Origin of the sequence: Treponema denticola (assembly GCF_024181605.1) — a bacterium.
Lineage (GTDB): Bacteria > Spirochaetota > Spirochaetia > Treponematales > Treponemataceae > Treponema_B > Treponema_B denticola_B.
The window spans coordinates 1,855,434-1,877,352 of sequence record NZ_CP054477.1 but is presented as its reverse complement, the minus strand read 5'-3'; the positions used below and the strand labels follow the sequence as shown (position 1 = coordinate 1,877,352).

Annotated in this window: 17 protein-coding genes and 2 pseudogenes; 9 read left to right on the top strand and 10 right to left on the bottom strand. The window is 39.9% G+C overall.

Translation table 11 applies throughout. From position 1 onward, the window contains the following. Positions 1-38 precede the first annotated feature (38 nt). Entirely contained in the window at positions 39-470 is a 432-nt protein-coding gene (gene fabZ, locus E4N80_RS08775) for a 3-hydroxyacyl-ACP dehydratase FabZ (RefSeq protein ID WP_010694846.1), read from the top strand. Between the two features lie 48 nt (positions 471-518). Next, positions 519-2,120 (top strand): UDP-N-acetylmuramoyl-L-alanyl-D-glutamate--2,6-diaminopimelate ligase, encoded by a 1,602-nt coding sequence (locus E4N80_RS08770; protein ID WP_253698897.1) that lies wholly within the window; start codon positions 519-521, stop codon positions 2,118-2,120. 232 nt (positions 2,121-2,352) lie between these two features. On the opposite strand, the gene mnmG is transcribed toward E4N80_RS08770, so the two are convergent. Both mnmG and E4N80_RS08760 read right to left on the bottom strand, forming a co-directional pair. Continuing rightward, positions 2,353-4,239: a tRNA uridine-5-carboxymethylaminomethyl(34) synthesis enzyme MnmG gene (gene mnmG / locus E4N80_RS08765; protein WP_253698896.1), complete on the bottom strand. Its 1,887-nt coding sequence runs from the start codon at positions 4,237-4,239 to the stop codon at positions 2,353-2,355. Between the two features lie 15 nt (positions 4,240-4,254). Then, positions 4,255-5,547 (bottom strand): M18 family aminopeptidase, encoded by a 1,293-nt coding sequence (locus E4N80_RS08760; protein ID WP_253698895.1) that lies wholly within the window; start codon positions 5,545-5,547, stop codon positions 4,255-4,257. Between the two features lie 271 nt (positions 5,548-5,818). On the opposite strand from E4N80_RS08760, the gene prfA reads away from it, so the two are divergent. Both prfA and prmC read left to right on the top strand, forming a co-directional pair. Beyond that, entirely contained in the window at positions 5,819-6,904 is a 1,086-nt protein-coding gene (gene prfA / locus E4N80_RS08755; RefSeq protein WP_253698894.1) for a peptide chain release factor 1, read from the top strand. A 6-nt stretch (positions 6,905-6,910) separates the two neighbouring features. After that, a complete protein-coding gene (gene prmC, locus E4N80_RS08750; protein ID WP_253698893.1) occupies positions 6,911-7,900 on the top strand; it encodes a peptide chain release factor N(5)-glutamine methyltransferase in 990 nt (329 codons plus the stop codon). 54 nt (positions 7,901-7,954) lie between these two features. On the opposite strand, the gene E4N80_RS08745 is transcribed toward prmC, so the two are convergent. The 5 genes from E4N80_RS08745 to E4N80_RS08725 all read right to left on the bottom strand — a co-directional run bounded on the left by E4N80_RS08745 (position 7,955) and on the right by E4N80_RS08725 (position 13,260). Then, positions 7,955-8,857 (bottom strand): CobW family GTP-binding protein, encoded by a 903-nt coding sequence (locus tag E4N80_RS08745; protein WP_253698892.1) that lies wholly within the window; start codon positions 8,855-8,857, stop codon positions 7,955-7,957. Positions 8,858-8,947: 90 nt separating this feature from the next. Then, positions 8,948-10,003 carry an NAD(P)-dependent alcohol dehydrogenase gene (locus tag E4N80_RS08740; protein ID WP_253698891.1) on the bottom strand — a complete coding sequence of 352 codons (1,056 nt, stop codon included), beginning with the start codon at positions 10,001-10,003 and terminating at the stop codon, positions 8,948-8,950. Positions 10,004-10,205: 202 nt separating this feature from the next. Beyond that, positions 10,206-10,712 (bottom strand): GNAT family N-acetyltransferase, encoded by a 507-nt coding sequence (locus E4N80_RS08735; protein WP_253698890.1) that lies wholly within the window; start codon positions 10,710-10,712, stop codon positions 10,206-10,208. Between the two features lie 22 nt (positions 10,713-10,734). After that, complete coding sequence (locus E4N80_RS08730) at positions 10,735-12,882, bottom strand: methyl-accepting chemotaxis protein (protein ID WP_253698889.1); 2,148 nt, start codon at positions 12,880-12,882, stop codon at positions 10,735-10,737. A gap of 219 nt (positions 12,883-13,101) precedes the next feature. Next, positions 13,102-13,260, bottom strand: a complete 159-nt coding sequence (locus E4N80_RS08725) for a hypothetical protein (protein WP_253698888.1) — start codon at positions 13,258-13,260, stop codon at positions 13,102-13,104. A 289-nt stretch (positions 13,261-13,549) separates the two neighbouring features. On the opposite strand from E4N80_RS08725, the gene E4N80_RS08720 reads away from it, so the two are divergent. The 3 genes from E4N80_RS08720 to E4N80_RS08710 all read left to right on the top strand — a co-directional run bounded on the left by E4N80_RS08720 (position 13,550) and on the right by E4N80_RS08710 (position 17,934). Then, positions 13,550-15,256: a DUF262 domain-containing protein gene (locus E4N80_RS08720; protein ID WP_253698887.1), complete on the top strand. Its 1,707-nt coding sequence runs from the start codon at positions 13,550-13,552 to the stop codon at positions 15,254-15,256. 290 nt (positions 15,257-15,546) lie between these two features. Continuing rightward, entirely contained in the window at positions 15,547-17,469 is a 1,923-nt protein-coding gene (gene htpG, locus E4N80_RS08715; protein ID WP_253698886.1) for a molecular chaperone HtpG, read from the top strand. 75 nt (positions 17,470-17,544) lie between these two features. Next, positions 17,545-17,934, top strand: a complete 390-nt coding sequence (locus E4N80_RS08710) for an Hpt domain-containing protein (protein WP_253698885.1) — start codon at positions 17,545-17,547, stop codon at positions 17,932-17,934. Between the two features lie 50 nt (positions 17,935-17,984). Here E4N80_RS08710 and E4N80_RS08705 read toward each other — a convergent pair. Continuing rightward, a pseudogene (locus E4N80_RS08705) lies at positions 17,985-18,398 on the bottom strand (nuclease/transposase family protein); the annotation flags it as partial. A 115-nt stretch (positions 18,399-18,513) separates the two neighbouring features. Next, a pseudogene (locus tag E4N80_RS08700) lies at positions 18,514-18,864 on the bottom strand (Rpn family recombination-promoting nuclease/putative transposase); the annotation flags it as partial. A gap of 191 nt (positions 18,865-19,055) precedes the next feature. Here E4N80_RS08700 and E4N80_RS08695 point away from each other — a divergent pair. Together E4N80_RS08695 and E4N80_RS08690 are read left to right on the top strand one after the other, a co-directional pair. Further along, complete coding sequence (locus E4N80_RS08695; protein ID WP_253698884.1) at positions 19,056-19,220, top strand: hypothetical protein; 165 nt, start codon at positions 19,056-19,058, stop codon at positions 19,218-19,220. 297 nt (positions 19,221-19,517) lie between these two features. Beyond that, the gene (locus E4N80_RS08690; protein WP_253698883.1) at positions 19,518-21,041 is read left to right on the top strand and encodes an SUMF1/EgtB/PvdO family nonheme iron enzyme; all 1,524 of its coding nucleotides are present in this window, start codon (positions 19,518-19,520) and stop codon (positions 21,039-21,041) included. A gap of 303 nt (positions 21,042-21,344) precedes the next feature. Here the strand turns inward: E4N80_RS08690 and E4N80_RS08685 are convergent, their stop codons facing one another. Next, positions 21,345-21,917, bottom strand: a complete 573-nt coding sequence (locus E4N80_RS08685) for an electron transport complex protein RnfA (protein ID WP_253683461.1) — start codon at positions 21,915-21,917, stop codon at positions 21,345-21,347. Positions 21,918-21,919 lie beyond the last annotated feature (2 nt).

The following is a 21,919-nucleotide window of genomic DNA, read 5'->3' as shown; positions in this document are numbered from 1 at the left end:
ATTAAGATATTACTTTTATGGAAGATAAGGAGAAATCTATGAGTATTACAAAAGATATTGAAAGCTTAATCCCTCACAGAAAACCTTTTTTGTTTGTGGACGAGATTATCAGTGCCGACGAAAACGGGAGTGTGAGTGAACACGTCTTTACCCAAGACGAATTCTTTTTTAAGGGGCACTTCCCCGAATACCCTGTTGTGCCGGGGGTTATCCTTGTAGAAACAATGGCACAGGCCGGAGGAGCTGCTTTGAGTTTTCAAAAGATTTTTGAAGAAGGCTCTTTATTTTTCTTGGCTACAGTAGATAAGGTTAAATTCCGCTCTCAAGTTAAGCCCGGCGACAAGGTTAGAATGGAGGTTACGAACTTGCGTGTATCTCCCCGAATGATTAAGCAGGCAGGAAAGGCCTATGTAGGAGAAACCCTTGCCGCCGAAGCCGAATGGATGTGCCTTGTCGGCAAGGAAGCTTAATATCAATATTACTTGATAATTTTTATTTTATCAATTATACTTTTTGACATGGAATACACAAAATCGATTGCGGAATGTATCAGAGATATTGAGGTTGTAAATTGTTTTGGAAACGATAAATCTCTTATAAATTCTACGGAGTATGATTCGCGTAAGGTTCGGCCTTGCAGTTATGATGATAAGACGGGCTTAAAAAAAGGAGCCGCCTTTTTTGCTCTTCCCGGAATTCATACCGACGGAAAAAAATTTATAAATTCTGCAATCGAAAACGGAGCCGTTTGTGTTTTTTATGAGGGAGATTTAAATAATCATTCTTGTGATGAAATTTGTTTTGTTCAGGTGAATGATGTACGCAAAACTATGTCCAAGGTTTCTGCCCTTCTTTATGATGAGCCCTCAAGAGCACTAGGCCTAATAGGCGTTACCGGAACCGAAGGGAAAAGCAGCACAGTTTCTTTTATCTTTCAGCTTTTAAACCTTTGCGGAAAAAAGGCCGGTTTTTTTTCTACCGTCGAATACTCCATAGACGGAAATGTAATTCCGAATCCGGAACATCAGACCACTCCCGAATCTAACATCGTTCAGCTGCGTCTGGCTCAAATGAGGGATTCAGGCTGCGGCTATGCCGTAGTGGAATCCTCTTCTCACGGCCTTTCTCCGAAAACGGCCCGTCTTGAGGATGTGATCTTTGATGTAGGTGTTTTTATGAACGTAACTCAGGAGCACTTGGAATTTCACGGAACTATCGAGCAGTACCGATATGACAAGGCTAATCTTTTTAGGGCTCTGGATAAAAATCCGGGGAAGGGATTTCCCATATTCGGAATAGTAAACTATGAAGACCCGTCCGCTCCTTATTTTATGGAAACAACTCAAAAAAATGTCTACCCTTTTAGTACCGAGCCTAAAGACCTAAAAAAGATTGAAGAATATAAAGGTCTTTTTGCAAAGGATATTGAAGAGTCTTCAACCGGAATTAAATTTACGCTTTGCGATTTTTCCTCAAAAAAAGAATACGGATGCGAATTAAAACTTGCAGGAATCTTTAATGTAAAAAATATTCTCGCCTCGGTCTTGGCAGTACAAAGAATTACGGGCCTTGATATCGCGTGCATAATCGAAAAACTTCCTCTTGTAAAACCTGTAAAGGGAAGAATGATGCTGATAGATGAGGGACAGGATTTTGAAGTGCTTATTGATTATGCCCACACGCCTTCTTCCTTTATGACAATATTTCCTTCAATAAAAGAGCGCATAAAAAAATCGGGAGGGAAGGTTATAAGTCTTTTCGGTTCAGGCGGAGAAAGAGACGTAAAAAAAAGGCCGGAACAGGGAAGGATTGCAGCCCTATATTCCGATATTGTAATTCTTGCAGACGAAGACCCTCGAGGCGAGGATTCCGTTGAGCTTTTGGAAATGATAGCCGCAGGCTGTCCCGAAAAAAAACGCGGAGAAGAACTCTTTATAATACCAGACCGTCCCTCTGCAATCAAAAAAGCCTTCAGTCTTGCAGGTAAAAACGATGCAGTCCTCCTTTTAGGAAAAGGTCACGAAAACTCCATCATCTTTAAAGATAGAACCATGCCCTACGATGAAGAAACCACGGCAAGAAAATTGTTAAAAACATTGCACAATAGTCTGGGTTCTTAGGGCGGAGCCCTAAGCAGCGCGAGTACAACCGGCAGAGCTTCAAGGTAAAAAGGTATGGGGTTTTAGGGGTGCCTAAAATTGGATGTCCGTGTCCGTTTTTGAATCAGCCTCTTGTAAATAGGCGAGGCAGATACAAGGCACGAACAAAAAACACCCGCAGGCGTGCTTTTTGCACGTCGAGGACTGTTTTTTGTGAAGTAACGCAGTAGATGTCCGCATATTTACAAGAGATTTATAAGAGAATAGATAGTAACATAATATCCGAAGGCCTAATCCCCCTAATCCGGCTTGCTTGCCCTATGGTTTCGGGGCGTACTTCTTTTAGGCGGGCTCGTGACTCGGTAGAAAGGCCGGAAACTGCATCATAGTCAAAGTCAGCAGGAATTTTAGTGTTTTCCATACGTTTCACTTTGGCTATCTTTCTGTTTTGAACGGCTATATAGTGTTCATACCTTATTTCAAGCTCGGCCGATTCTAAAAGTTCTGCGCTGTAATCCTTGGAATTTTCATCTATTGAGCATATACATTCAAGGGAAACTTGAGGGTCATGGAGGGTATCGGCAAGGCTCTTCCCGATATGGTTTTTAAGTTCGGGATTTTTTGCAATGAGCTCCCTCGTAATCTTTATATCCTTCCATAGCGATATTATTCTTTCTCTGGTTAAAAGCTTTTCCTTTAGGCGGTCAGAAGCCTCCTTGGTTTGAAGCCCTATTTGATAAGCCCTTTCCGTAAGTCTTTCATCGGCTGTGTCATGCCTGAGGTTCAGTCTGTACTCTGCACGGGCCGTAAACATTCGGTAAGGCTCATCCACTCCCTGAGTTACAAGGTCATCTATCATAACGCCTATGTAGGCCTCATCCCTCTTTAGTACAAAGGGAACATATTTTTCGTCCTTAAATTTTAGAGAGCGTGAAAAAAGAGCTGCGTTTATACCGGCGATTATGCCCTGACCTCCGGCTTCTTCATAGCCTGAAGTTCCGTTTATCTGCCCTGCCAAAAAGAGGCCTTCAATCCGCCGTGTCTGAAGATCCGATGAAAGCTGGATCGGCGAAACATAGGCATAGTCTACGGCATAGGCCGGGCGGGTAATTATTACCTCCTTAAAGCAGGGAATGGTTCTTATCATTCTGTCCTGCACATCTTCGGGAAGGGAGGAAGAAAGCCCGTTTATATAAAGCTCTTCCGTGTTTAAACCTTCCGGTTCTATGTAGACATGGTGGCGATCCCGTTCGGGGAATTTTTTAATTTTATCTTCGATGGAGGGGCAGTAGCGGGCTCCAGTTCCTGTGATTTTGCCCGAAAAAAGGGCTGCCCTGTGAAGGTTTTCCCTTATTATATCATGGGTTTCCTGATTGGTATGAGTTATATAGCATTTTGCATAGGGCCTATGTATTTCCGCATTTGAAAAAGAAAAGGGACGCATAATCTCATCGGCTTCCTGCTCTTCGGTAAGGGAAGAATCAAAGGAGCGGCGGAGGATACGCATGGGCGTTCCCGTTTTAAGCCTGCCTACGGTAAAGCCCTTCTTTGCAAGGGCGGGGCCGAGGCCTATGGCTGCTCTTTCGCCAAGCCTTCCGTCGGGAGATTCGTATTCGCCTATGTAAATCTTGCCTTCCATAAAGGTGCCGGTTGCAAGGACTACCGCCTTAGCCGAAAATTCCCTACCTCTTTCCGTCTTTACATACTGAACGCATCCCTTTTCTACATAACCCGATTCATTTGTGTTTGAGGAAACTATATCGATAACGGTGTCCTGAAAAACATGGAGGTTCTTTTCAAGCTCTATTGCGTGCTTTGCCAGTTGAGAATAAAGAAATTTGTCGGCTTGAACCCTCGGTGCCTGAACAGCCGGCCCTCGGCTCTTGTTTAAAAGCCTGTACTGAATCATCGAGGCATCTGCGAGTTTCCCCATTTCGCCGCCGAGGGCGTCTATCTCGCGGACTATGTTTCCCTTGGAGATACCGCCTATCGAAGGATTACACGAAAGGCGGCCCGCGCTGTCGAGAGTCTGGGTAATCAGCAGGACAGTTTCCCCCATTCTGGCGGAAGCTAGGGCGGCTTCAATGCCTGCATGTCCTGCACCTACGACGATTACATCATAATCGGAAAATCTATACATTTTTTTGTAAAACTCTTATTTGTAAAATTCTGCAAAGGCCTTTGTAATATATTCCTGATCTTCGGTGCCTCCCAATTCCCGCACCGAATGCATACCCAAGATGGGGTTTCCGATATCGACGCTCTTTATGTTAAGGTTAGAAACGGAAATCGGGCCTATCGTCGAGCCGCCGGCCATATCGGAGCGGTTTACGAAGTTTTGACAGGGAACCTTCGCCCTTGCACAGATATCCCTAAAGATTGCAGCCGATATACCGTCTGTAGTATAGCTCATGGAAGCGGCAACCTTAATTGCGGGCCCCTTGTTCATAAGCGGGAAGTTTGTAATATCGTTTTTTTCCGTATAGTTGGGATGAAGGGCATGTGCCTGATCCGCAGAGATTAAAAAGGATTTAGCCAAGGCTTTTTGCAATTCTTCAAAGGCGTTTTCCTTTGCGGTGCTTACGATTATTCTTTGCAATGTATCGTGAAGAAATGGGCTGCCCGCGCCTTGGGCTGTCCTTGAGCCGACTTCTTCATTGTCAAAGATAGCTGCAACCTGCACAAAATTTGAAGGAAGGGCATCGCCTAGAGCATCAATGGAGGCACAGGCCATTCCAAGGTTGTCTATTCTTCCTACGGAGAAAAACTCGTTGTTCGCTCCGATAAAGCAGCCGGGCTGTCTGTCATAGAGGTATAGGTCAAAGTCCAAAATCTTGTCAACCGTTACTCCGGCTTCTTCTGCGATAAGGTTCATCAAAAAGCCCTTTTCTTCAAGTTTTTCGTTTATTAAAGCGATTAGGGGGAGGGTGTCTTTTTGCTTGTTGAATTTATAGCCGTCATTTATCTCCCTATTCATGTGAATGGCAAGGCTTGGAATTGTCAAAAGGTTTTTATCAAAGTTGATAAGTTTTACTTCAGGTTTTAAAAGATCGCCGGTTTTTATGATAACCCTTCCTGCAGCCGAAAGGGGCCTGTCAAACCATGTTGAAAGGATTACCCCTCCGTAACCTTCGGTGTTTAGTTTTAGATAGTGATTGTTTACCTTAATTTCGGGATTGGGTTTTATGCGAAAAGTAGGAGAATCGCTGTGGCTTCCTACAATCCTAAAACCGTTTTCGGCATTGCCGGACTTGGGCATTTGCCATGCTATTAAAGCACTCCCGTTATTTGTTACAAAATATCTTCCTTGAGGCTTTAACTCAAATGTGTCTTCTCTGTTTAAATGAACAAAACCCTTTGCTTCTAAAAATTCGCCTGCATTTTTTATTGCATGGTAAACCGATGGGCTCTTGTCGATGAACTTCATCAATGCTTCCGCTTTTTTCATATTCTAAGCTCCTTATTCTGATGTACTGAAGATTATATCAGAATAAGGAATTCAAGGCAATGCGTTCCCTTATAAAAATGTTGTAAGTGTGATATAATACAATTAACATCTACTATATTAAATATGGAAAATTACAGCTTTTCAATTTCCGATTCGGGAAGCCCTGTTATTTTTTTAATTAAAGACAGTGTCATTAACAAGCGATTTTGTAATCCCTGTATACATTTTTCTTAAAAACTGTTATACTCATTCCTCAATACAAGGAATTTTTATGAAAGAACGATTGGATAATTTAAGAAACAGACTTGTCGAAGTCGAAAAAGAAGTTGAAAACCCTAACCTTATTAAAGATGTTGCAAAATATAAAGAAACCATGAGGGAACACTCCTATCTTTCAAAATTGATGGAAGAATACGATAACTATCTTTCTATCGAAAAACAGATAGAAGATTCCAAGCTTCTCATTCAGGAAGAAAGCGATGCCGAACTTAAAGAGATGGCGAGGGAAGAGCTTCACTCTCTTGAAGCCGCCTTTGAAAAAAGCGAGGCCGATCTCAAGATGCTTTTAATTCCACCCGATCCTCTGGAAGAAAAAAATATTATTATGGAAATACGCGGCGGTACAGGAGGCGATGAAGCTGCCCTCTTTGCGGCCGATCTTTTTAGAATGTATACCCACTACGCCGAAATGAAAAACTGGAAGTACGAGGTTTTGTCCCTAAACGAAACCGAGCTCGGCGGCTACAAAGAAATTACCTTTTCCATTTCGGGAAAATATGTTTACGGAAGTCTTCGATACGAATCGGGCGTTCACCGCGTTCAGCGTGTTCCTGAAACGGAGGGCTCAGGCCGCATTCACACAAGTGCGGTAACCGTTGCGGTTTTGCCCGAAGCCGAAGAAACCGAAATCGAAATCAATCAAGAGGATTTGCGTATCGATGTTATGCGTGCAGGAGGCCCGGGAGGTCAGTGCGTTAATACCACGGACTCGGCAGTCCGCATTACCCACATACCTACCGGCCTTGTTGTTATTTGTCAGGACGAAAAAAGCCAGATTAAAAATAAGGCAAAGGCTATGCGTGTTTTGCGAAGCCGCCTTTATGATTTGGAAGAAAGTAAAAAGCAGGCAGAACGGGCTCAAAACAGAAAAAGTCAGGTCGGTTCCGGCGACCGCTCCGAGCGTATCCGCACCTATAACTTTCCGCAAAACCGCGTAACCGATCACCGCATTAACTTAACCCTTTATAAATTGGATTCGGTTATGCAGGGTTCTCTCGACGAGTTAATCGATGCCCTCTGTATCGCCGCCCGCGAAGAAATGATGAAGGCCGCAGATCATCACTTGGAGCATAAATAAAGCTCAATGCTTTTTTTTACCGTAAAGGATGCCCGTCTTTTTGCTGCTCATTCCTTTCTTTCTTCGCACCTTTTAACAAGGAACGGATACGGAAGGAATGAGGCTCTCTTTGATGCCGATATTTTGATAGCCCATATCTTAAAAAAAGAGCGCTCATGGTTATTGTCTCATTCCGATTTTGATTTTTTACCATACAAGAATGAGTTTGAAGCTTTTGTTCAAAAAAGAAGTTCAGGTATCCCCATTGCCTATTTAACCGGAACAAAGGATTTTTTCGGAAGAACTTTTTATGTAAATGAAAATGTGCTTATCCCCAAGCCCGACACCGAAACCTTGGTAGAGCACGCCTTAAATTTTGCAATGGAGAAGTTAAAAAAAAATGAGCCTCTGTTTGTTTTGGATATTTGCACAGGGTCGGGCTGTATAGGTCTATCTCTTGCGGCGGAACTTTACGAGAGTTTAAGCCAAACATCTGACGCATTTGATAAACTGCAGAGGGCGCAAAGAACGCAAAGTTATTTTGATAAAAGTTTTTTTTTGATTCTTGCGGATATTTCGGAGGAGGCTTTAACAGTTTGTAAAAAGAATATGGATTCGCTTTTGCCTCAATCTCTTTATAAGAGGGCTCTTGCAGTAAGAGCCGATCTGCGTTTTTCTTTTCCCTGCGTGCCGGAGCCGAAACAAAACTACGATTTGATAACTGCAAATCCGCCATACGTTCCGTCAAGGCTTACGGAAAGCCTTTTAGAAGACGGCCGCTCTGAACCCCGCCTTGCCCTTGACGGCGGTATTGAAGGGCTGGACTTAATTCCGCCCTTGGCAGAAAACTCTTATTTAAGCTTAAACCACGGCGGAAAACTTTTTGTCGAAGTAGGCGAATACCACGCCGCCCAAGCTGCCGAGATTTTTAGAAACGCAGGTTTTTCTCAAGTTCAAATTCATAAAGACCTTGCAGGAAACGACCGAGTCATAGAGTGCACAAAGTTCAGCTTTTAAAGAAATTGTTTTTTTTGACATGAGCAGATTTCCTGTCTTGTTCCGGCGGTATGATTAATGTGAATCTACAGTAAATGCTGTCCGAAGCCTCTCTCTGTCCAGTTTTTGTCCGATTATTACGGCTTTCGATTCGGGCATAGGATCACAAACAGAAACTGTATACTGTCTATCGACTATATCGAATTTTGTCCATTGCCCATCGATAGGTACAAATCCTTTTGCACGGTAGACTCTGCCGAAGTATCCTCGCAAAAGGGAAACCAGCAATTCCAGCAGATCGTTAACGGTATCAACGGTAATGTCTGTAATTCCGATATTTTCCAAATCGGGTGCGAGGTCTTGCGGCAGTAAAGCGATAGCTTGTTGTTTATTCAGCGGAGTTTGCAGCAGCTTTTCCCACCATTCCATAGGCTGATTTTGATATGGGGTATTTAGGATTTCCGCATCAGGATTCACCGTGCGAATAAGCGCACTAACACGGCTTAAATCTTCAGCAGAAATATTTTCGATTTTAGAAAGAAGAATGCGCTGCGTATTTTTAAGCTGGTCGGTATATATGTCCATGAACTCTTTCAGATAATGGTCTACGCAGTGTACATCTACAACGGTAACCGGCTCAAGGAGGCGTATGCGGTTATATTCGATTTTACCGATATTGTGCAACACTGCACTGAGTAAACCAACGCCGGTTGGTTCCACTATCAAATATTCGGGATTTAGTGTATTGGCTATCGTCAATATGGAAGAAGCAAAATCGGATTTGAGTGAACAGCAGATACACCCTTCGGTAAGCTCCCACACCTTTAATCGATCTTGTTTTAATAGTGCTCCATCAATTCCCGTTTCGCCATATTCGTTTTCCATAACAGCAAATTCTTTCCCTGTTTTTTCGGAAAGCGTTTTGATAAAGGTTGTTTTACCTGCTCCTAAAAAGCCGGAAATCACAAAAATATTCATAGAATAAAGTATGTAACGCCGCTTAATCCATAATCAGGATTTAGCAGCGGTGTTTTTATAATGAGTACCCTGCAAGGGATGGAACCGTGTTTAGATGATAACAACCGGTTTAATTAAGTCGGCCGGCTTATCTTTCATCAAATAGAGTGCTTTTTCGACATTCTCAAACCCTTTAAAAGTATGGGTGATGAGTTTTGATAGATCCAGTTTACCAACTGAAACAAGACTGCTCAATTTTTCCATACGGAGCCTTCCGCCTGGCATTAAGCCGCCGTTGATTTGCTTGTGTCCCATTCCTACACCCCATTCTACTCTTGGAATTTTAATGGAAACTCCCGAACCGAGATAGTTGACGTTTCCGATTTTACCGCCAGCTTTTAATGCCTTGACTGCTTCATCAAAGGTATCGACGGTACCGCCAGCGATAATGACCTTATCGACACCTTTGCCGTGTGTCAGGTCGAGTATTTGCTTGTCGATAGGACCGTTCTTGTAGCTGATAATGTCGGTTGCACCGTAGAACTTTGCAGCTGCAATACAGGCTGGGCGTGTTCCTACTGCATAGATCTTTGAAGCACCGCGTAATTCCGATCCGGCAACGGACATTAAACCGACCGGACCTATACCGATTACCAATACGGAATCCCCATACTGAACGTCGGCAAGCTCGGCTCCGTGGAAGCCGGTAGGTACCATGTCGGACAGCATCGGGGCGTGTTCAATCTTCACGCCGTCGGGAATGAGGGCAAGGTTTCCGTCCGCATCGTTAACATGGAAATATTCGCCGAACACTCCGTCCTTAAAGTTTGAAAATTTCCAACCGGCAAGCATACCGCCGGAATGCATTGAATACCCTGCTTGGGCTTCCAAAGAATTCCAATCGGGAGTAATCGCGGGAACCAATACCTTGTCGCCCGGTTTAAAATCTTTTACCAACGATCCGACTTCGACAACTTCACCGCATCCTTCGTGTCCTAAAATCATATTATGCCTGTCGCCGATTGCTCCTTCCCAAACCGTGTGTACGTCGGATGTACATGGAGCAAGGGCTAACGGTTTACAAATCGCATCGAGCGGGCCGCAAACGGGTCGTTCCTTTTCAATCCATCCCGTTTCACCTAATTTAAGCATCGCAAAACCTTTCATAGTTTTCCTCCTATAATATAACGATATATTATTATATATAAAAATATAAAAATATGCAAGAGGATTAGATAAAAAAATATTTATTTATTTTCATAAAAATTAGTTTTGTCCGCAATATGCCTTTGTTTGATTGAAATTTATTATGTATGCCGTATTCATTCACGTAGAAATATAACCCAAACAATTTGTCAACTGTCTGCTCTTAAACTGTTTTTACATATCTCATTTCGAGTGCCTTCAAAGCTTCCTGGACTTGTGTTTTGCCATCAGGCTTAAAGCCGTGATGCTCATAAAAACTTCTTGCGATCCGGTTTTCTTGAAACACCCAGATGCATAATTCATGTATGCCGGCTTCTTTTGCTTCTTTTTGAAAATGAGTAATTAATTTTGAACCTACGCCCGACCTTTCAAAAGCTTTTTCTACATAAATAGCCATAAGTTCAAAACTATCGGGTTTATCGTTGTCCCGGCACATTCCCGTAAGCATCATCCCTTTTATTATTCCGTATTTGTCATCTTCATAAACATATAATTTTGATGTACTGTTTTGAGTATTAACTTTTTCCTTTAAACGCTCGATAGATTTTTCAACAGACAGCTCGCAAAACAAAAAATTATCGTCGACGATACCCCTATAAGTATTTCTCCAACCGTAAACATTTATTTCTGCAACTCTTGATAAGTCCTTTAATTCTGCAAGTCTGACCATTGTTTTTCTCCTTTTTTGCGGACTATTCTACCTTGAATTTTTTTATCTCCGATGAGAGGTTTTCAATACTCTGTTTATTTTTTTGAGTGATTTCATTTACCTCATATACGGCCTTATTTATTTCTGTTGTTCCTTCCGACATTTCATTCATACTATTAGCTATTTGATCCGACATTGCAGAAAGAGTATCCATTTCATTGGAAACCAATGTGCTGCCTTTGAGCATCTCATGTGATACATCTCTTATTTTATGAGTTATATCGTCAATAGTGCTCATTGTATTTAAGATACTTTTATTTCCTTCATTTTGTGCATCGATTGCATTCATAATAATATGTTCTTGCTGCTTTGTTTTTTCTACAAGATCAAAGATATTATCAAAGTGTTTTTCTATACTATGAGCGGAATTATTTACCTTATCTATCTTTTCTTTTAAGTCCTTGAGCATGATGTTTATCTTTTTCCCTTGGCTGCTGGATTGTTCGGCAAGTTTTCTGATTTCGCCTGCAACCACTGCAAAACCCTTTCCCGCTTCTCCTGCATGAGCGGCTTCAATTCCTGCATTCATTGACAGAAGATTCGTTTGAGCCGAAATATTTTGAATGATTGCGCTTGTTTCCAAAAGAATATCGGAACTGGAATCTACAGCCTTACTTAATTCAACCGTTTCTGTGATCAATGTTTTTCCGCTTACTGTTGCATTTTTAAGTTCTTCAAGAGTTTTAATATTCTCTTCAATAATTCCGAAAATCTCTTTTATATTTTCAACCATTTGTTTGATTGATTCGCTTGAAATATCTACCGTAGAAGTTTGAATATCTATTGAGTTATCAAGATTTTCAATAGTTCGCATCATTGCTTGGAGTGAAGAACCTATTTCGATAACACTTCCTGCATGCGTCATCATTTGTTTTTTTATGCTTGAGATGTGTTCATTTATTTGGTATATCGCACTTGCTGTTTCGTTCATATTGACGGCTAAATCGTTTCCGACTTCCTGCATAGTTTCGGTATCCTGACTAACGGATTTTACGGAATTTGCAATTTTTTCTATCGTTAAATTAAAGTAATGCGATAGGGATGTAATTTTGTCATTCCCCCTTATCGGGAGACTTGCAGTTAAATCTCCATCTCCTTCAGAAATGTTTTTAAGTATAAGTGCCGTGTTTTTTATGGGATGATTTATAAATTTATTTATAAATATAATAAGCATTATAATAAATATTATGAGTATGCTTATTGAGATAAGCAAGGTCCTTATAAAAAATATCTTTGTCTCGGTTATAAGTTGTTCAATACTGTAACTGAATTTGACATAACCTATGAGATTATCCGAAAAGTCTTTAAGCCCATAATAAGCTATTGCTTTGTTGTTTAATTTTTTTATAAGAAATTCATTATTTAGTTTACTTAAGATTTCTTCCGGATTTTCGGTTATGTCCTTTTCAAAATTTGAACCCATTATTTTATAATTGCCGTCTAATGTTTTGGCATAAACGCTTATATCGAGTCCGTAGTTTGCAACCTTAGCAGAACAAGTTTCCATAAATTTTTTGATGAATTCACTATTTATAGCTCCTCCATATTCTACCGTACCCAAGTGTTTCCCGGCTTCATTTTTTAAAGGAAAAATTACACGGAATCCCAAATCGCTTACACCTGTTTCGAGACCGGATATTACTTTCTTTTCGGTATTTGCCTTTACAACCGTTTTTCTAAAAGAGGAAAGGTCGTCTCCGAATTTTTTTGGATTTTGAAGTCTTAGGAATGAAATACTTTCAGGAGTATGGAAGTGAACTTGTTTTGCATTATATTTTTCTTTTAGATTTTTATAAATTGGATCCATGACTTTTAAAAGAGTTTGGCGGTCTCTTTCTTCAAAGGCTTTAATTACAGCTTCATTCGTTGATAAACTATCGAGGACTGCATTTCCCGTTAATGAATAACTGTTTATTGCATCCATAAACGCCAAGTATTTCATATCGGCTATGGATTCTATTTGTGTTTTTGAAAATCTTTCTAAACTAAGCCAATCCTTGTAGGTTAAAGCCGTGTACTGTAATAAAAGTAAGGCAAAAACACTTATCAATAATTTTATTTTGATTGAAAATTTACGTTTTTCCGAATAAGGCCTATTTTTGTTTATAGCCCTTGAATCATTATTTTTCATTTTATTCTCCCTCATATAAAAACCCGATCCAAGGTTTTTATTTATAATAAAATTCAGTGTAAAGCTCAAAGGTTGGTAGTTATTATGCTATAAAATGTACGATTTATACTAAAGTTACTGTTTTTGTGAAGAAAATTATGAAAAAAAAATGCTCTTTTAATAAGCTAATAAGCGCTTTCGGCTGCGATCTCCGCCGTCCATGGCGGTAAACCGAAAGTCTTATTTATTTTTATAAAAATTAGTTTTGATATATTTAAACTTAAGGTTAGACCTTTTTAGTCTATATATAAACGTTTTTGGATTTTTCTTTGCTGCGTTTAAAAATAATTCTGCCCGTTTCTCAATGAAAATTTGTTCCGGAGTTTTATCTTCATACATATTTTCATCCACACTAGACCTTTGGTTAGATTGAAATTTATTATACATGCTTGACCTTCAACTTTTTTTATTATGTACATTAATAAGCTTGGAGATTTTGCATAATTATTTGGATAGAAAGGCTCTATTGTACAAACTAAATACACTTACTGTTAATAATATCGGCATAAATAAATATTTTTTTAGTTTTTTTGAAAATGTTTGAAAAATAATCAGTTACTTGCAGAATTAAATCTTATATGTTAGAATAAACATATAATTTTTGAAACTAAAATCAAGGGAGAAGAAAATGATAGGTATCAGCGATACGGCAACATTGACATTGCGTAAAATATTGGGTAATGGTGTAACATATGCAGTTCCTAAGTTTCAAAGAGATTATTCGTGGTATACTGAAAATTGGGATGATTTTTGGCAAGATATTGAAAATTTATATAAAAATATTGAAAAAGCTCATTATATGGGGTATCTCGTTTTTCAAACATTCGACAATAAGGCTTATGCAATAATAGACGGTCAGCAGCGGATAACCACTATTTCAATTCTAATTATGACAGCTCTGAAACGCTTAAAAGATTTGGAAGAAGAAAATATAGAACCTGAAAATAATAAAAAGAGAAGGGAACAGCTTCAAAATATGTATATAGGCTATCTTGATCCTGTAACCTTGATAGCTTCAAATAAATTGACACTTAATCACAATAATAATGACTTCTATAAAAGATATATGATTCCTTTAGAAGAATTTCCTAAACGCGGTTTAAATTCATCCGAAAAATTGATGAAATCCTGTTTTGATTGGTATTATCAAAAAATATTGAACTTTAATGATGGATCCGAAATTGCGAAATTTGTCGATACTATAGCCGATAAACTTTTTTTTACGGTGATTACCGTAAATGATGAGCTAAATGCTTATAAAGTTTTTGAAACTCTTAATGCTAGGGGCGTTCAACTTTCTTCTGCCGATTTACTTAAAAACTATTTATTTTCTGTTGTTGATCCCAATACAAATAATAAAAAAGATCAGGAATTAAATGAACTCGAAACTCTATGGACCAATATTGTATCTAAGTTAGGAGTTGAAAAAATACAAGATTTTTTGAGATATTACTGGAACAGTAAAAATAAGACAGTCAGAAAAAATGAGCTTTTTAAGGCAATGAAAAATAATATAAAAACAAAAAAAGAAGTTTTTTCTTTTTTGAGAGATGTTCTTAAAAAAGCGGATGTCTATGTTGCCCTTTTAAATCCTTATGACGAATTTTGGCTTGTAGTTCGGGATAAAGATGGAGTAGAATATAAAAATAAAATTGTAAAAGCACTGACGGAATTAACTCTTTTTGGAGCCAAGCAGCCTCTGTCCCTTTTAATTTCAGGGTATTCTAATTTATCTATAAAAGAATTTATAAAACTTGTTGAATGTATAGCTGTTATTTATTTCCGATATAATATCATAGGCGGGTTAAACCCAAATGATGAAGAAAATGTTTTTAATAATCTTGCTATAAAAATAAATGATTCTAAAAAATTCGATAGACAAGTTCTCAAAGAAATTTATCATCCTGATGAGCTTTTTAAGCCTGACTTTTCTAATATAGAACTAAAAAATACATCAAGGAATCGAAAAATAATTAAGTATATTTTAACTAATATAGAAAATTTTGAAACCAATACTAAATATGATATTACAGATGAACAAAATACTATCGAACATATTTTACCTGAAAATCCTGATGAGTCATGGGGGCTAGAGGGTGGTTTGACTGAAAGGTATATATACCGATTGGGAAATCTAGCCCTTTTAGAAAAAAACAAAAATAAGGATATTCAAAATCTTCCTTATTTTAAAAAGAGAGAAGTTTTTGCTTCATCTTCCTTTAAAACTACAAAGGATATTGCGGATATTTATTCTGATTGGACAATTGATAACATCGTTAAACGACAAGGGACTATGGCTAAAAAAGCTGTAAATATATGGAAGATAGATTTTTAATTTAAAAGCCTCCCCTTGCTTTTTTACCGATAATTTATTATTCTTAAATATATTGATTTAATATTACATTTTTAAATATCCCTTTGCGCTCTTTGCGTCTTTGCGGTTTATTTTGGAGGTTTGTTCAACCCAAGCTCCTAAGATTGGCGTCGCTTGGGTTGACTTTAAAGTTTTGCACGAGGCAAAACTTTTGATATAATATGCACTTTCTCATTTTATTACGAAAGTGCGTAAAAAAACAATGCTCGGGATTTGAAAATCCCTCAAGCTTATTTTTTTTGGAGGTTGATATGGCACAGTACAAGTTTGAAACTGAAGTGAACCAGCTTTTGTCGCTCATTATTCATTCGCTTTATTCAAACAAGGAAATCTTTTTGAGGGAGCTTGTCTCCAATGCTTCGGATGCATTAGACAAGTTAAAGTATTTAACCCTTTCCGATGAGGCCTATAAGCAGATTAAATTCGAGCCCAGAATCGACATCTGTTTTGACGATACGGCCAATACACTTACCGTGCGGGATACCGGCTTGGGTATGAACGAGGAAGATCTAAAAAATAATTTGGGAACGATAGCAAGATCCGGAACAAAGGCTTTTTTAGATCAGCTTGCCGCAGCCGATAAAAAAGATTCCAACCTTATCGGTCAGTTCGGTGTAGGTTTTTATTCGGCCTTTATGGCAGCCTCTACCATCGATGTTATTTCCAAAAAAGCCGGAGAGAGCGATGTTTGGAAGTGGACTTCGGACGGAAAGGGTGCCTATGACTTGGAAAAGGTTGACGATACGGCCTTCCCCATAATAGATGATGTTCCCGAAGGAGCAAACGGAACCTGTGTTATTCTTCACTTAAATAATGAGGACTCGGAGTATGCTACCCGATGGCGTATCGAAGAAATAATTAAAACATATTCCGATCACATTGCATTCCCAATCTATCTTCATTTTACCGAAAAGCAATATGACGATAAGGGAAAGGTAAAATCGGAAGCCTTTAAAACCGAACAGATAAACGATGCCGGAGCTCTTTGGCAAAAACCTAAATCGGAATTAAAAGAAGAAGATTATTTTAACTTTTATAAATCCATTTCGCACGATTCCCAAGAGCCTCTACTCTATGTGCACACAAAGGCGGAAGGAACTCAAGAATACACAACTCTCTTTTATGTTCCGTCGAAAGCACCCTTCGATATGTTCCATGCAGATTATAAGCCGGGAGTTAAGCTCTTTGTAAAGAGGGTCTTTATTACCGATGATGAAAAAGAACTTTTGCCCACATACCTCCGCTTTGTACGCGGTGTAATAGATAGTGAAGATTTGCCCCTAAACGTAAGCCGCGAAATTTTACAGCAAAATAGAATTCTTTCAAGCATTAAAAACGCTTCGGTTAAAAAGCTTTTAGGAGAGTTTAAAAAGCTCGCAGAAAACGATAAAGAAAAATACAATAAATTCATCGCCGAATTTAACCGCCCCTTAAAAGAAGGCTTGTACGGCGACTATGAACACAGGGAAGAACTCGCCGACTTGGTACGCTTTAAGACAACTTCGCCCGAAGTAAAAGAAGATGAGTGGACCAGTTTTGCCGATTATGTTTCAAGAATGAAAAGCGATCAAAAGGCTATCTATTACATTACAGGTGAAGATGAAAAGACCTTGCGTCAATCTCCTCATCTTGAAGTTTACAAACAAAAGGGCTTTGAAGTTTTAATTATGCCCGATGAGGTTGACGATATAATTATTCCTTCATTGGGAAAATACAAGGAATGGGAATTAAAGGCGGCAAACAGAGCCGGCTCCGACAAGGAACTTAATACCGAAGAAGAAACTAAAGCAGCCGAAAAAAAAGAAAAGGACTTTAAGCCCGTACTCGAAAAGATTAAAGAGGTTCTCGGCGATAAGGTAAAAGAGGTACGCTTTTCAAAACGCCTTTCCGATTCTCCTTCATGTATAGTTGTGGACGAAACCGATCCCAGCTTGCAGATGGAAAGAATGATGAGGGCTATGGGGCAGTTTAATACAAGTGCCGTAAAACCGATTTTGGAAGTAAACGCCGATCATCCCTTGGTTCAAAAATTAAAGGATTCGAAGGATAAAGAATTTGTAGAAGATATGTCCAACCTCCTTTTGGAACAAGCCCTCTTGGTCGAAAGCGGAGAGCTAAAGGCCCCGGTCGACTTTGTAAAAAGGCTTAACAGGCTGATGACAAACTTAAAATAGATTTTATTGATAAAGTAGTAGACGGCTCGGCATGGATTCTGCCGAGCTGTTTATCTTTATGTTATAGGAGGAGATATGTATTTAGATAAAGCGGCGGCGATGGAGCTTGTAGACGGAGACATGGAAATATACATAAGTTTACTTGAAACATTTATCGAAGCCTATGAAAAAGATCATGCAGAGATAGATCGTTTGAACCTTCTCTTAGGTGCAAGTGCAGAAGCTGTTTTAAGTGATGATGTTTTGCGTGAAAATATACGGAAAACGGCTCATAAGATAAAGGGAAGTTCCTATACGGTCGGTGCAAACATCTTGGGAGACTCTGCAAAAAATATCGAAAAGTTTTTGGTTGAACCTTCAAATATTAAAAGCCCTGCAAACGTTGAATTGCTTGACGGCTTTCTTACAAAGTTTAAAGAAAATTATGCTGGCACCTTAAAAGAGATAAAAACGGTTATTGCATAAAGATTTGAAGGCTTACTGTTAATCAATTTGCCGTATTGGTTGATAAAAAACTACAGTTTCTCTATTTCAGATTCAGGTAGGCCTGTTATCTTTTTAATTAAAGACATATCCAGCTTTTCCATTTTCATAAGTTTAGCTGTTTCTCTCTTAGTTTTATAAGCCCCTCTATCCATAGCATCCATCTCAAAAGTAGACATTAATCTATATTCTTGTCTTGCTTGCTCATTATTTTTTACTGTTTGTATCATAGCTTCTATCCTCCTTGTAAATTCACTATTTGCCTTACCTGTTTTAAGATATTCTAAAAATTTCTTTAATTCTTTGTTTTCAGTGTCCTTAAAGGCCTCTGCGTTTATTATAACCTTTTTTGTTCCATCTTGTAAAGATATGTTTTTATCTTGAAGACAGATATTTTCAAAAATATAAACAGGCCTTTTTTTACCTATAGCATCAAAGGTACAGATCAACAACCCCGATGCAGAGCATCGGGGTATGTTGTTCTCTTAAGGTGGTTGCAGTCGGTTTTAATACCTTTTGTTACGACGCAGAGCGTCGGGGTATTAAAACCTCCGCACGAATAAAAATTATAAAGCTGTCGTTTAAGTTATTATATAAATTACCCTTGTCCAAAAAAGAAATATCTAATGCCGCCTGGTAAAATCTCATCCTTTTAGGTATATTCCTCTCATTGCTTACCTGCATTTCAACATCATAAAATTTACCGTTTTCTGTCTGCACCAACACATCAAATCTTACAGACTTTGCTTGTTCATATGTGTTAATACTATGCTGTACCGAGATATAAGCAATTTTACCTATTGTATCAAATAATATCATTTCAATAAGTGCTTTACATAAGCCTTCATTTTGCATAACTTTACAGAACATAAAGTCATCCTTTAATGTCAAATCTTCAAATCTTTTTACCATTTGTTTTCTCCTTGATTTTTATTTTCCCCTTCCCATTATATTTATAAGAATTATTTGAAAAAAATAGTATATTTTAACGAAAATTAAAAAATTCCTCTGTGCCCTTTGCGCTCCCTGCAGTTAAATAAAAAAATTAAAAAAATTTCCAAAAAAGTTGAAATCTTTGTAAAAACGTACTACACTATACTGTAATGATAGATAAACGATTCGATAGAAATTACAAATATTCTCACGAAAAAAATGCGAAAAGAGAAGTAAAGCACTTGACGCGCCGAACAGTGCCTGACACAATTTTTAGCAACAAGCAACAAGCAACAAGCAACAAGCAACAAGCAACAAGAAACAAAGCGGCATAAGTGCGCAATCTGCACAATGCACCCAGAACACACACAAATTTCCTCAACTAATAACACGCACAGGACAGGAGCACTGTCTTCGTGCGTTTTTTATATTACACCGTTTAAGAAAACCGCAAAGAACGCAGAGTCTTGAGCTCCGCTCAACTTCGCAAAGGAATAATCGGAATGTCATACAGATTGGGATAGGTCAATCCAAAAAAACCTTAAACCTACCGGGATTCCAAAGGGTGGAACCCTTTGGTAGACGGACAAAGAAGGAGCAAAAAAAATATCAACTAAATAAGGAGTTATTTTATGAAAACAAGTAATTCAAAGACTAAGGCATTTGCCTTAGGAAAGACGGGGGCAACGGCGCTCATCACAGCCGCAACTTTAACACTGGCACTTATGTTTACCGCCTGCCCCAACAGTGCGGGCGGGAGCGGAGGCGCGAGTGCACTCGGACCTAAGGTTAAGGTAACGCTTAAAAAAAACGTCGGCGGCAATGTAAAAGTAGAGCCTGCACTGCCCGAAGACAGCATGGTAGCCGGAAACACCGAGCTGACCTTTAAGGCACAGCCGCTTGCAGGTTACAAGTTTACAAAGTGGGTAATTGATGACGGCGCAAAAACCGTTACCGAGCCTGAATACAAGCACAAGGTACAAGGGGCGGTAAAGATAAAAGCCGTTTTTGCAGTAGAGAATGCGGGTGCTATTACCAAGTACAACGTAACACTCACCCCGCCGGCATACGGCACGGTAACGAGCGATCCCGACATCCCATCCGATAACCGACTGCCCGAAGATACCGAAATTACCTTTACGGCACAGCCGCACACGGACTATGAGGTAGGCACATGGACGGTTATGCCGAGCGATGCACTGAAAGCAGGCGGCACCGCAGGAAGTACCACTGCAACCGTAAAAGTCGAAGCAAACACCACCGTAAAGGTAACATTCCGGCACGGGGAAACCTACATAGTAGGAGGCGTACGCTTTAGAATGAAAGACATTGCGGCGGTAACAAACGGCACCATCGGGCACTCCGATTACAGTAATCCTCCTTACGGCGGTAAGAATCCAGAGCACACGGTAAGCCTTTCCGCCTACCGGATAGGAGAGACCCAAGTAACGCAGGAGCTGTGGCAAGCGGTGATGGGCAATAATCCGAGTTTTTTTGATAATACGGGAAACAAAATGGACGGTCATAACACCTATGATACAAGTCCTGCAAGCGGTGAAGAGCAGGAAAAACGCCCTGTAGAGAATGTAAGCTGGTATCATGCAATAGCATTTTGCAATAAGCTGAGTATCGCTTGTAACCTTGATCCGTGTTACACGGTAAGCGGCGTCAACTTCAACACACTGAGCTTTAGCGCTATACCGACATCTGATAATACAACCTGGAATAACGCCGTATGCGACTGGAGTAAGAACGGCTTCCGATTGCCGACGGAGGCTGAATGGGAATGGGCAGCCCAAGGCGGCACTGCGCGGCAAAAATGGGCAGGAACGAATGAAGAAAGCGAACTTGTAAACTATGCGTGGTACAGTGCAAACAGCGGTAACAAGACACATCAAGTAAAAATAAAGCAGCCGAACGCTTTCGGGCTCTACGACATGAGCGGGAACGTATATGAATGGTGCTGGGATTGGTACAGTGAGAGTACACCTGCGGGCGGACAAACTAATCCGACGGGCCCAGTTTCAGGCTCTTTCCGCGTTATACGCGGCGGCAGCTGGAGATCTTCTGCGAGATACACCGCTTGTGCCTATCGGGGCAACGACATCAAGCACAGAGGAGAAGACGATACCTTTCGTGTGGTCTGCCGTCCGTGAAAATCGTCATTTGGAAGATGGTTTGAAAAGTGCACGTCCGTGTACGCTTTTCAACTCGAGTTTTAGGCTAATGCCTAAAACATCGCATACTTACAGCTTTACCGACTTCCATGTCGGTACTGATAAAAGGATTTATTTGGGGTGATAAACAGTCAGAGGCACGGGTCGGGTTCCCATCCGCGCTCTTGTACAGTTTTTTAACATTAATACTGAATAATCAAGGGTGCCGCGGCAGTTGAATCCAGAGTACATTGCTGATGTACTCTGGATGTACATTCTCCAACCGGCACGGATGCCGGTGGTTTAAATCAGTCCTGCAAAGCCTCCGAAGGCCATGGAAAGAAGGGCTGCCGCTATAAAAAGAATGGGCGTACCTTTTAAGAATTTCGGAACAGGGGCATTATCTATTCTTTGCCTTAAGCCTGCCAAAAGCAGGAGCGAAATCATAAAGCCTAAGGCAGAACCTGCCGCATGAACAAGGGCTTGTACAAAGGTATAGCCTTCATCAATGGCATCGATTGTAACGGCAAGGATTGCACAGTTTGTCGTAATCAGGGCCAAGTAAACACCCATCGAGCTGTAAAGGGCAGGAGCCGCTTTTTTTAGATAGAATTCTACCAGCTGAACCAAACTTGCAATTACCAAAATAAAGATAAGGGTCTGAAGGAATTCGAGGTTTCCTATCAATACATAATTGTATATGGGATAGGTTACGGCTGTGGCCAAAAGGGTAACAAAGAGTACGGCCCAGCCCATGCCTACCGATTTTTTTACGTCGGAGGACATTCCTATAAAGGGGCAAAGGGCTAAAAAGCGCATTAAAACTACATTCTTTACAAGAATTGCAGAAAGAAAAATACTAAGTGTTTCGGGCATTT

Bases quoted from the DNA above. Each gene is read 5' to 3' on its own strand.
- mnmG (WP_253698896.1), bottom strand. From the start codon at position 4,239: ATGTATAGATTTTCCGATTATGATGTAATCGTCGTAGGTGCAGGACAT.
- E4N80_RS08720 (WP_253698887.1), top strand. From the start codon at position 13,550: ATGATAGGTATCAGCGATACGGCAACATTGACATTGCGTAAAATATTG.
- E4N80_RS08725 (WP_253698888.1), bottom strand. From the start codon at position 13,260: ATGTATGAAGATAAAACTCCGGAACAAATTTTCATTGAGAAACGGGCA.
- E4N80_RS08745 (WP_253698892.1), bottom strand. From the start codon at position 8,857: ATGAATATTTTTGTGATTTCCGGCTTTTTAGGAGCAGGTAAAACAACC.
- E4N80_RS08710 (WP_253698885.1), top strand. From the start codon at position 17,545: ATGTATTTAGATAAAGCGGCGGCGATGGAGCTTGTAGACGGAGACATG.
- prfA (WP_253698894.1), top strand. From the start codon at position 5,819: ATGAAAGAACGATTGGATAATTTAAGAAACAGACTTGTCGAAGTCGAA.
- E4N80_RS08760 (WP_253698895.1), bottom strand. From the start codon at position 5,547: ATGAAAAAAGCGGAAGCATTGATGAAGTTCATCGACAAGAGCCCATCG.
- htpG (WP_253698886.1), top strand. From the start codon at position 15,547: ATGGCACAGTACAAGTTTGAAACTGAAGTGAACCAGCTTTTGTCGCTC.
- E4N80_RS08730 (WP_253698889.1), bottom strand. From the start codon at position 12,882: ATGAAAAATAATGATTCAAGGGCTATAAACAAAAATAGGCCTTATTCG.
- fabZ (WP_010694846.1), top strand. From the start codon at position 39: ATGAGTATTACAAAAGATATTGAAAGCTTAATCCCTCACAGAAAACCT.
- E4N80_RS08735 (WP_253698890.1), bottom strand. From the start codon at position 10,712: ATGGTCAGACTTGCAGAATTAAAGGACTTATCAAGAGTTGCAGAAATA.
- prmC (WP_253698893.1), top strand. From the start codon at position 6,911: ATGCTTTTTTTTACCGTAAAGGATGCCCGTCTTTTTGCTGCTCATTCC.
- E4N80_RS08770 (WP_253698897.1), top strand. From the start codon at position 519: ATGGAATACACAAAATCGATTGCGGAATGTATCAGAGATATTGAGGTT.
- E4N80_RS08695 (WP_253698884.1), top strand. From the start codon at position 19,056: ATGATAGATAAACGATTCGATAGAAATTACAAATATTCTCACGAAAAA.
- E4N80_RS08690 (WP_253698883.1), top strand. From the start codon at position 19,518: ATGAAAACAAGTAATTCAAAGACTAAGGCATTTGCCTTAGGAAAGACG.
- E4N80_RS08685 (WP_253683461.1), bottom strand. From the start codon at position 21,917: ATGCCCGAAACACTTAGTATTTTTCTTTCTGCAATTCTTGTAAAGAAT.
- E4N80_RS08740 (WP_253698891.1), bottom strand. From the start codon at position 10,003: ATGAAAGGTTTTGCGATGCTTAAATTAGGTGAAACGGGATGGATTGAA.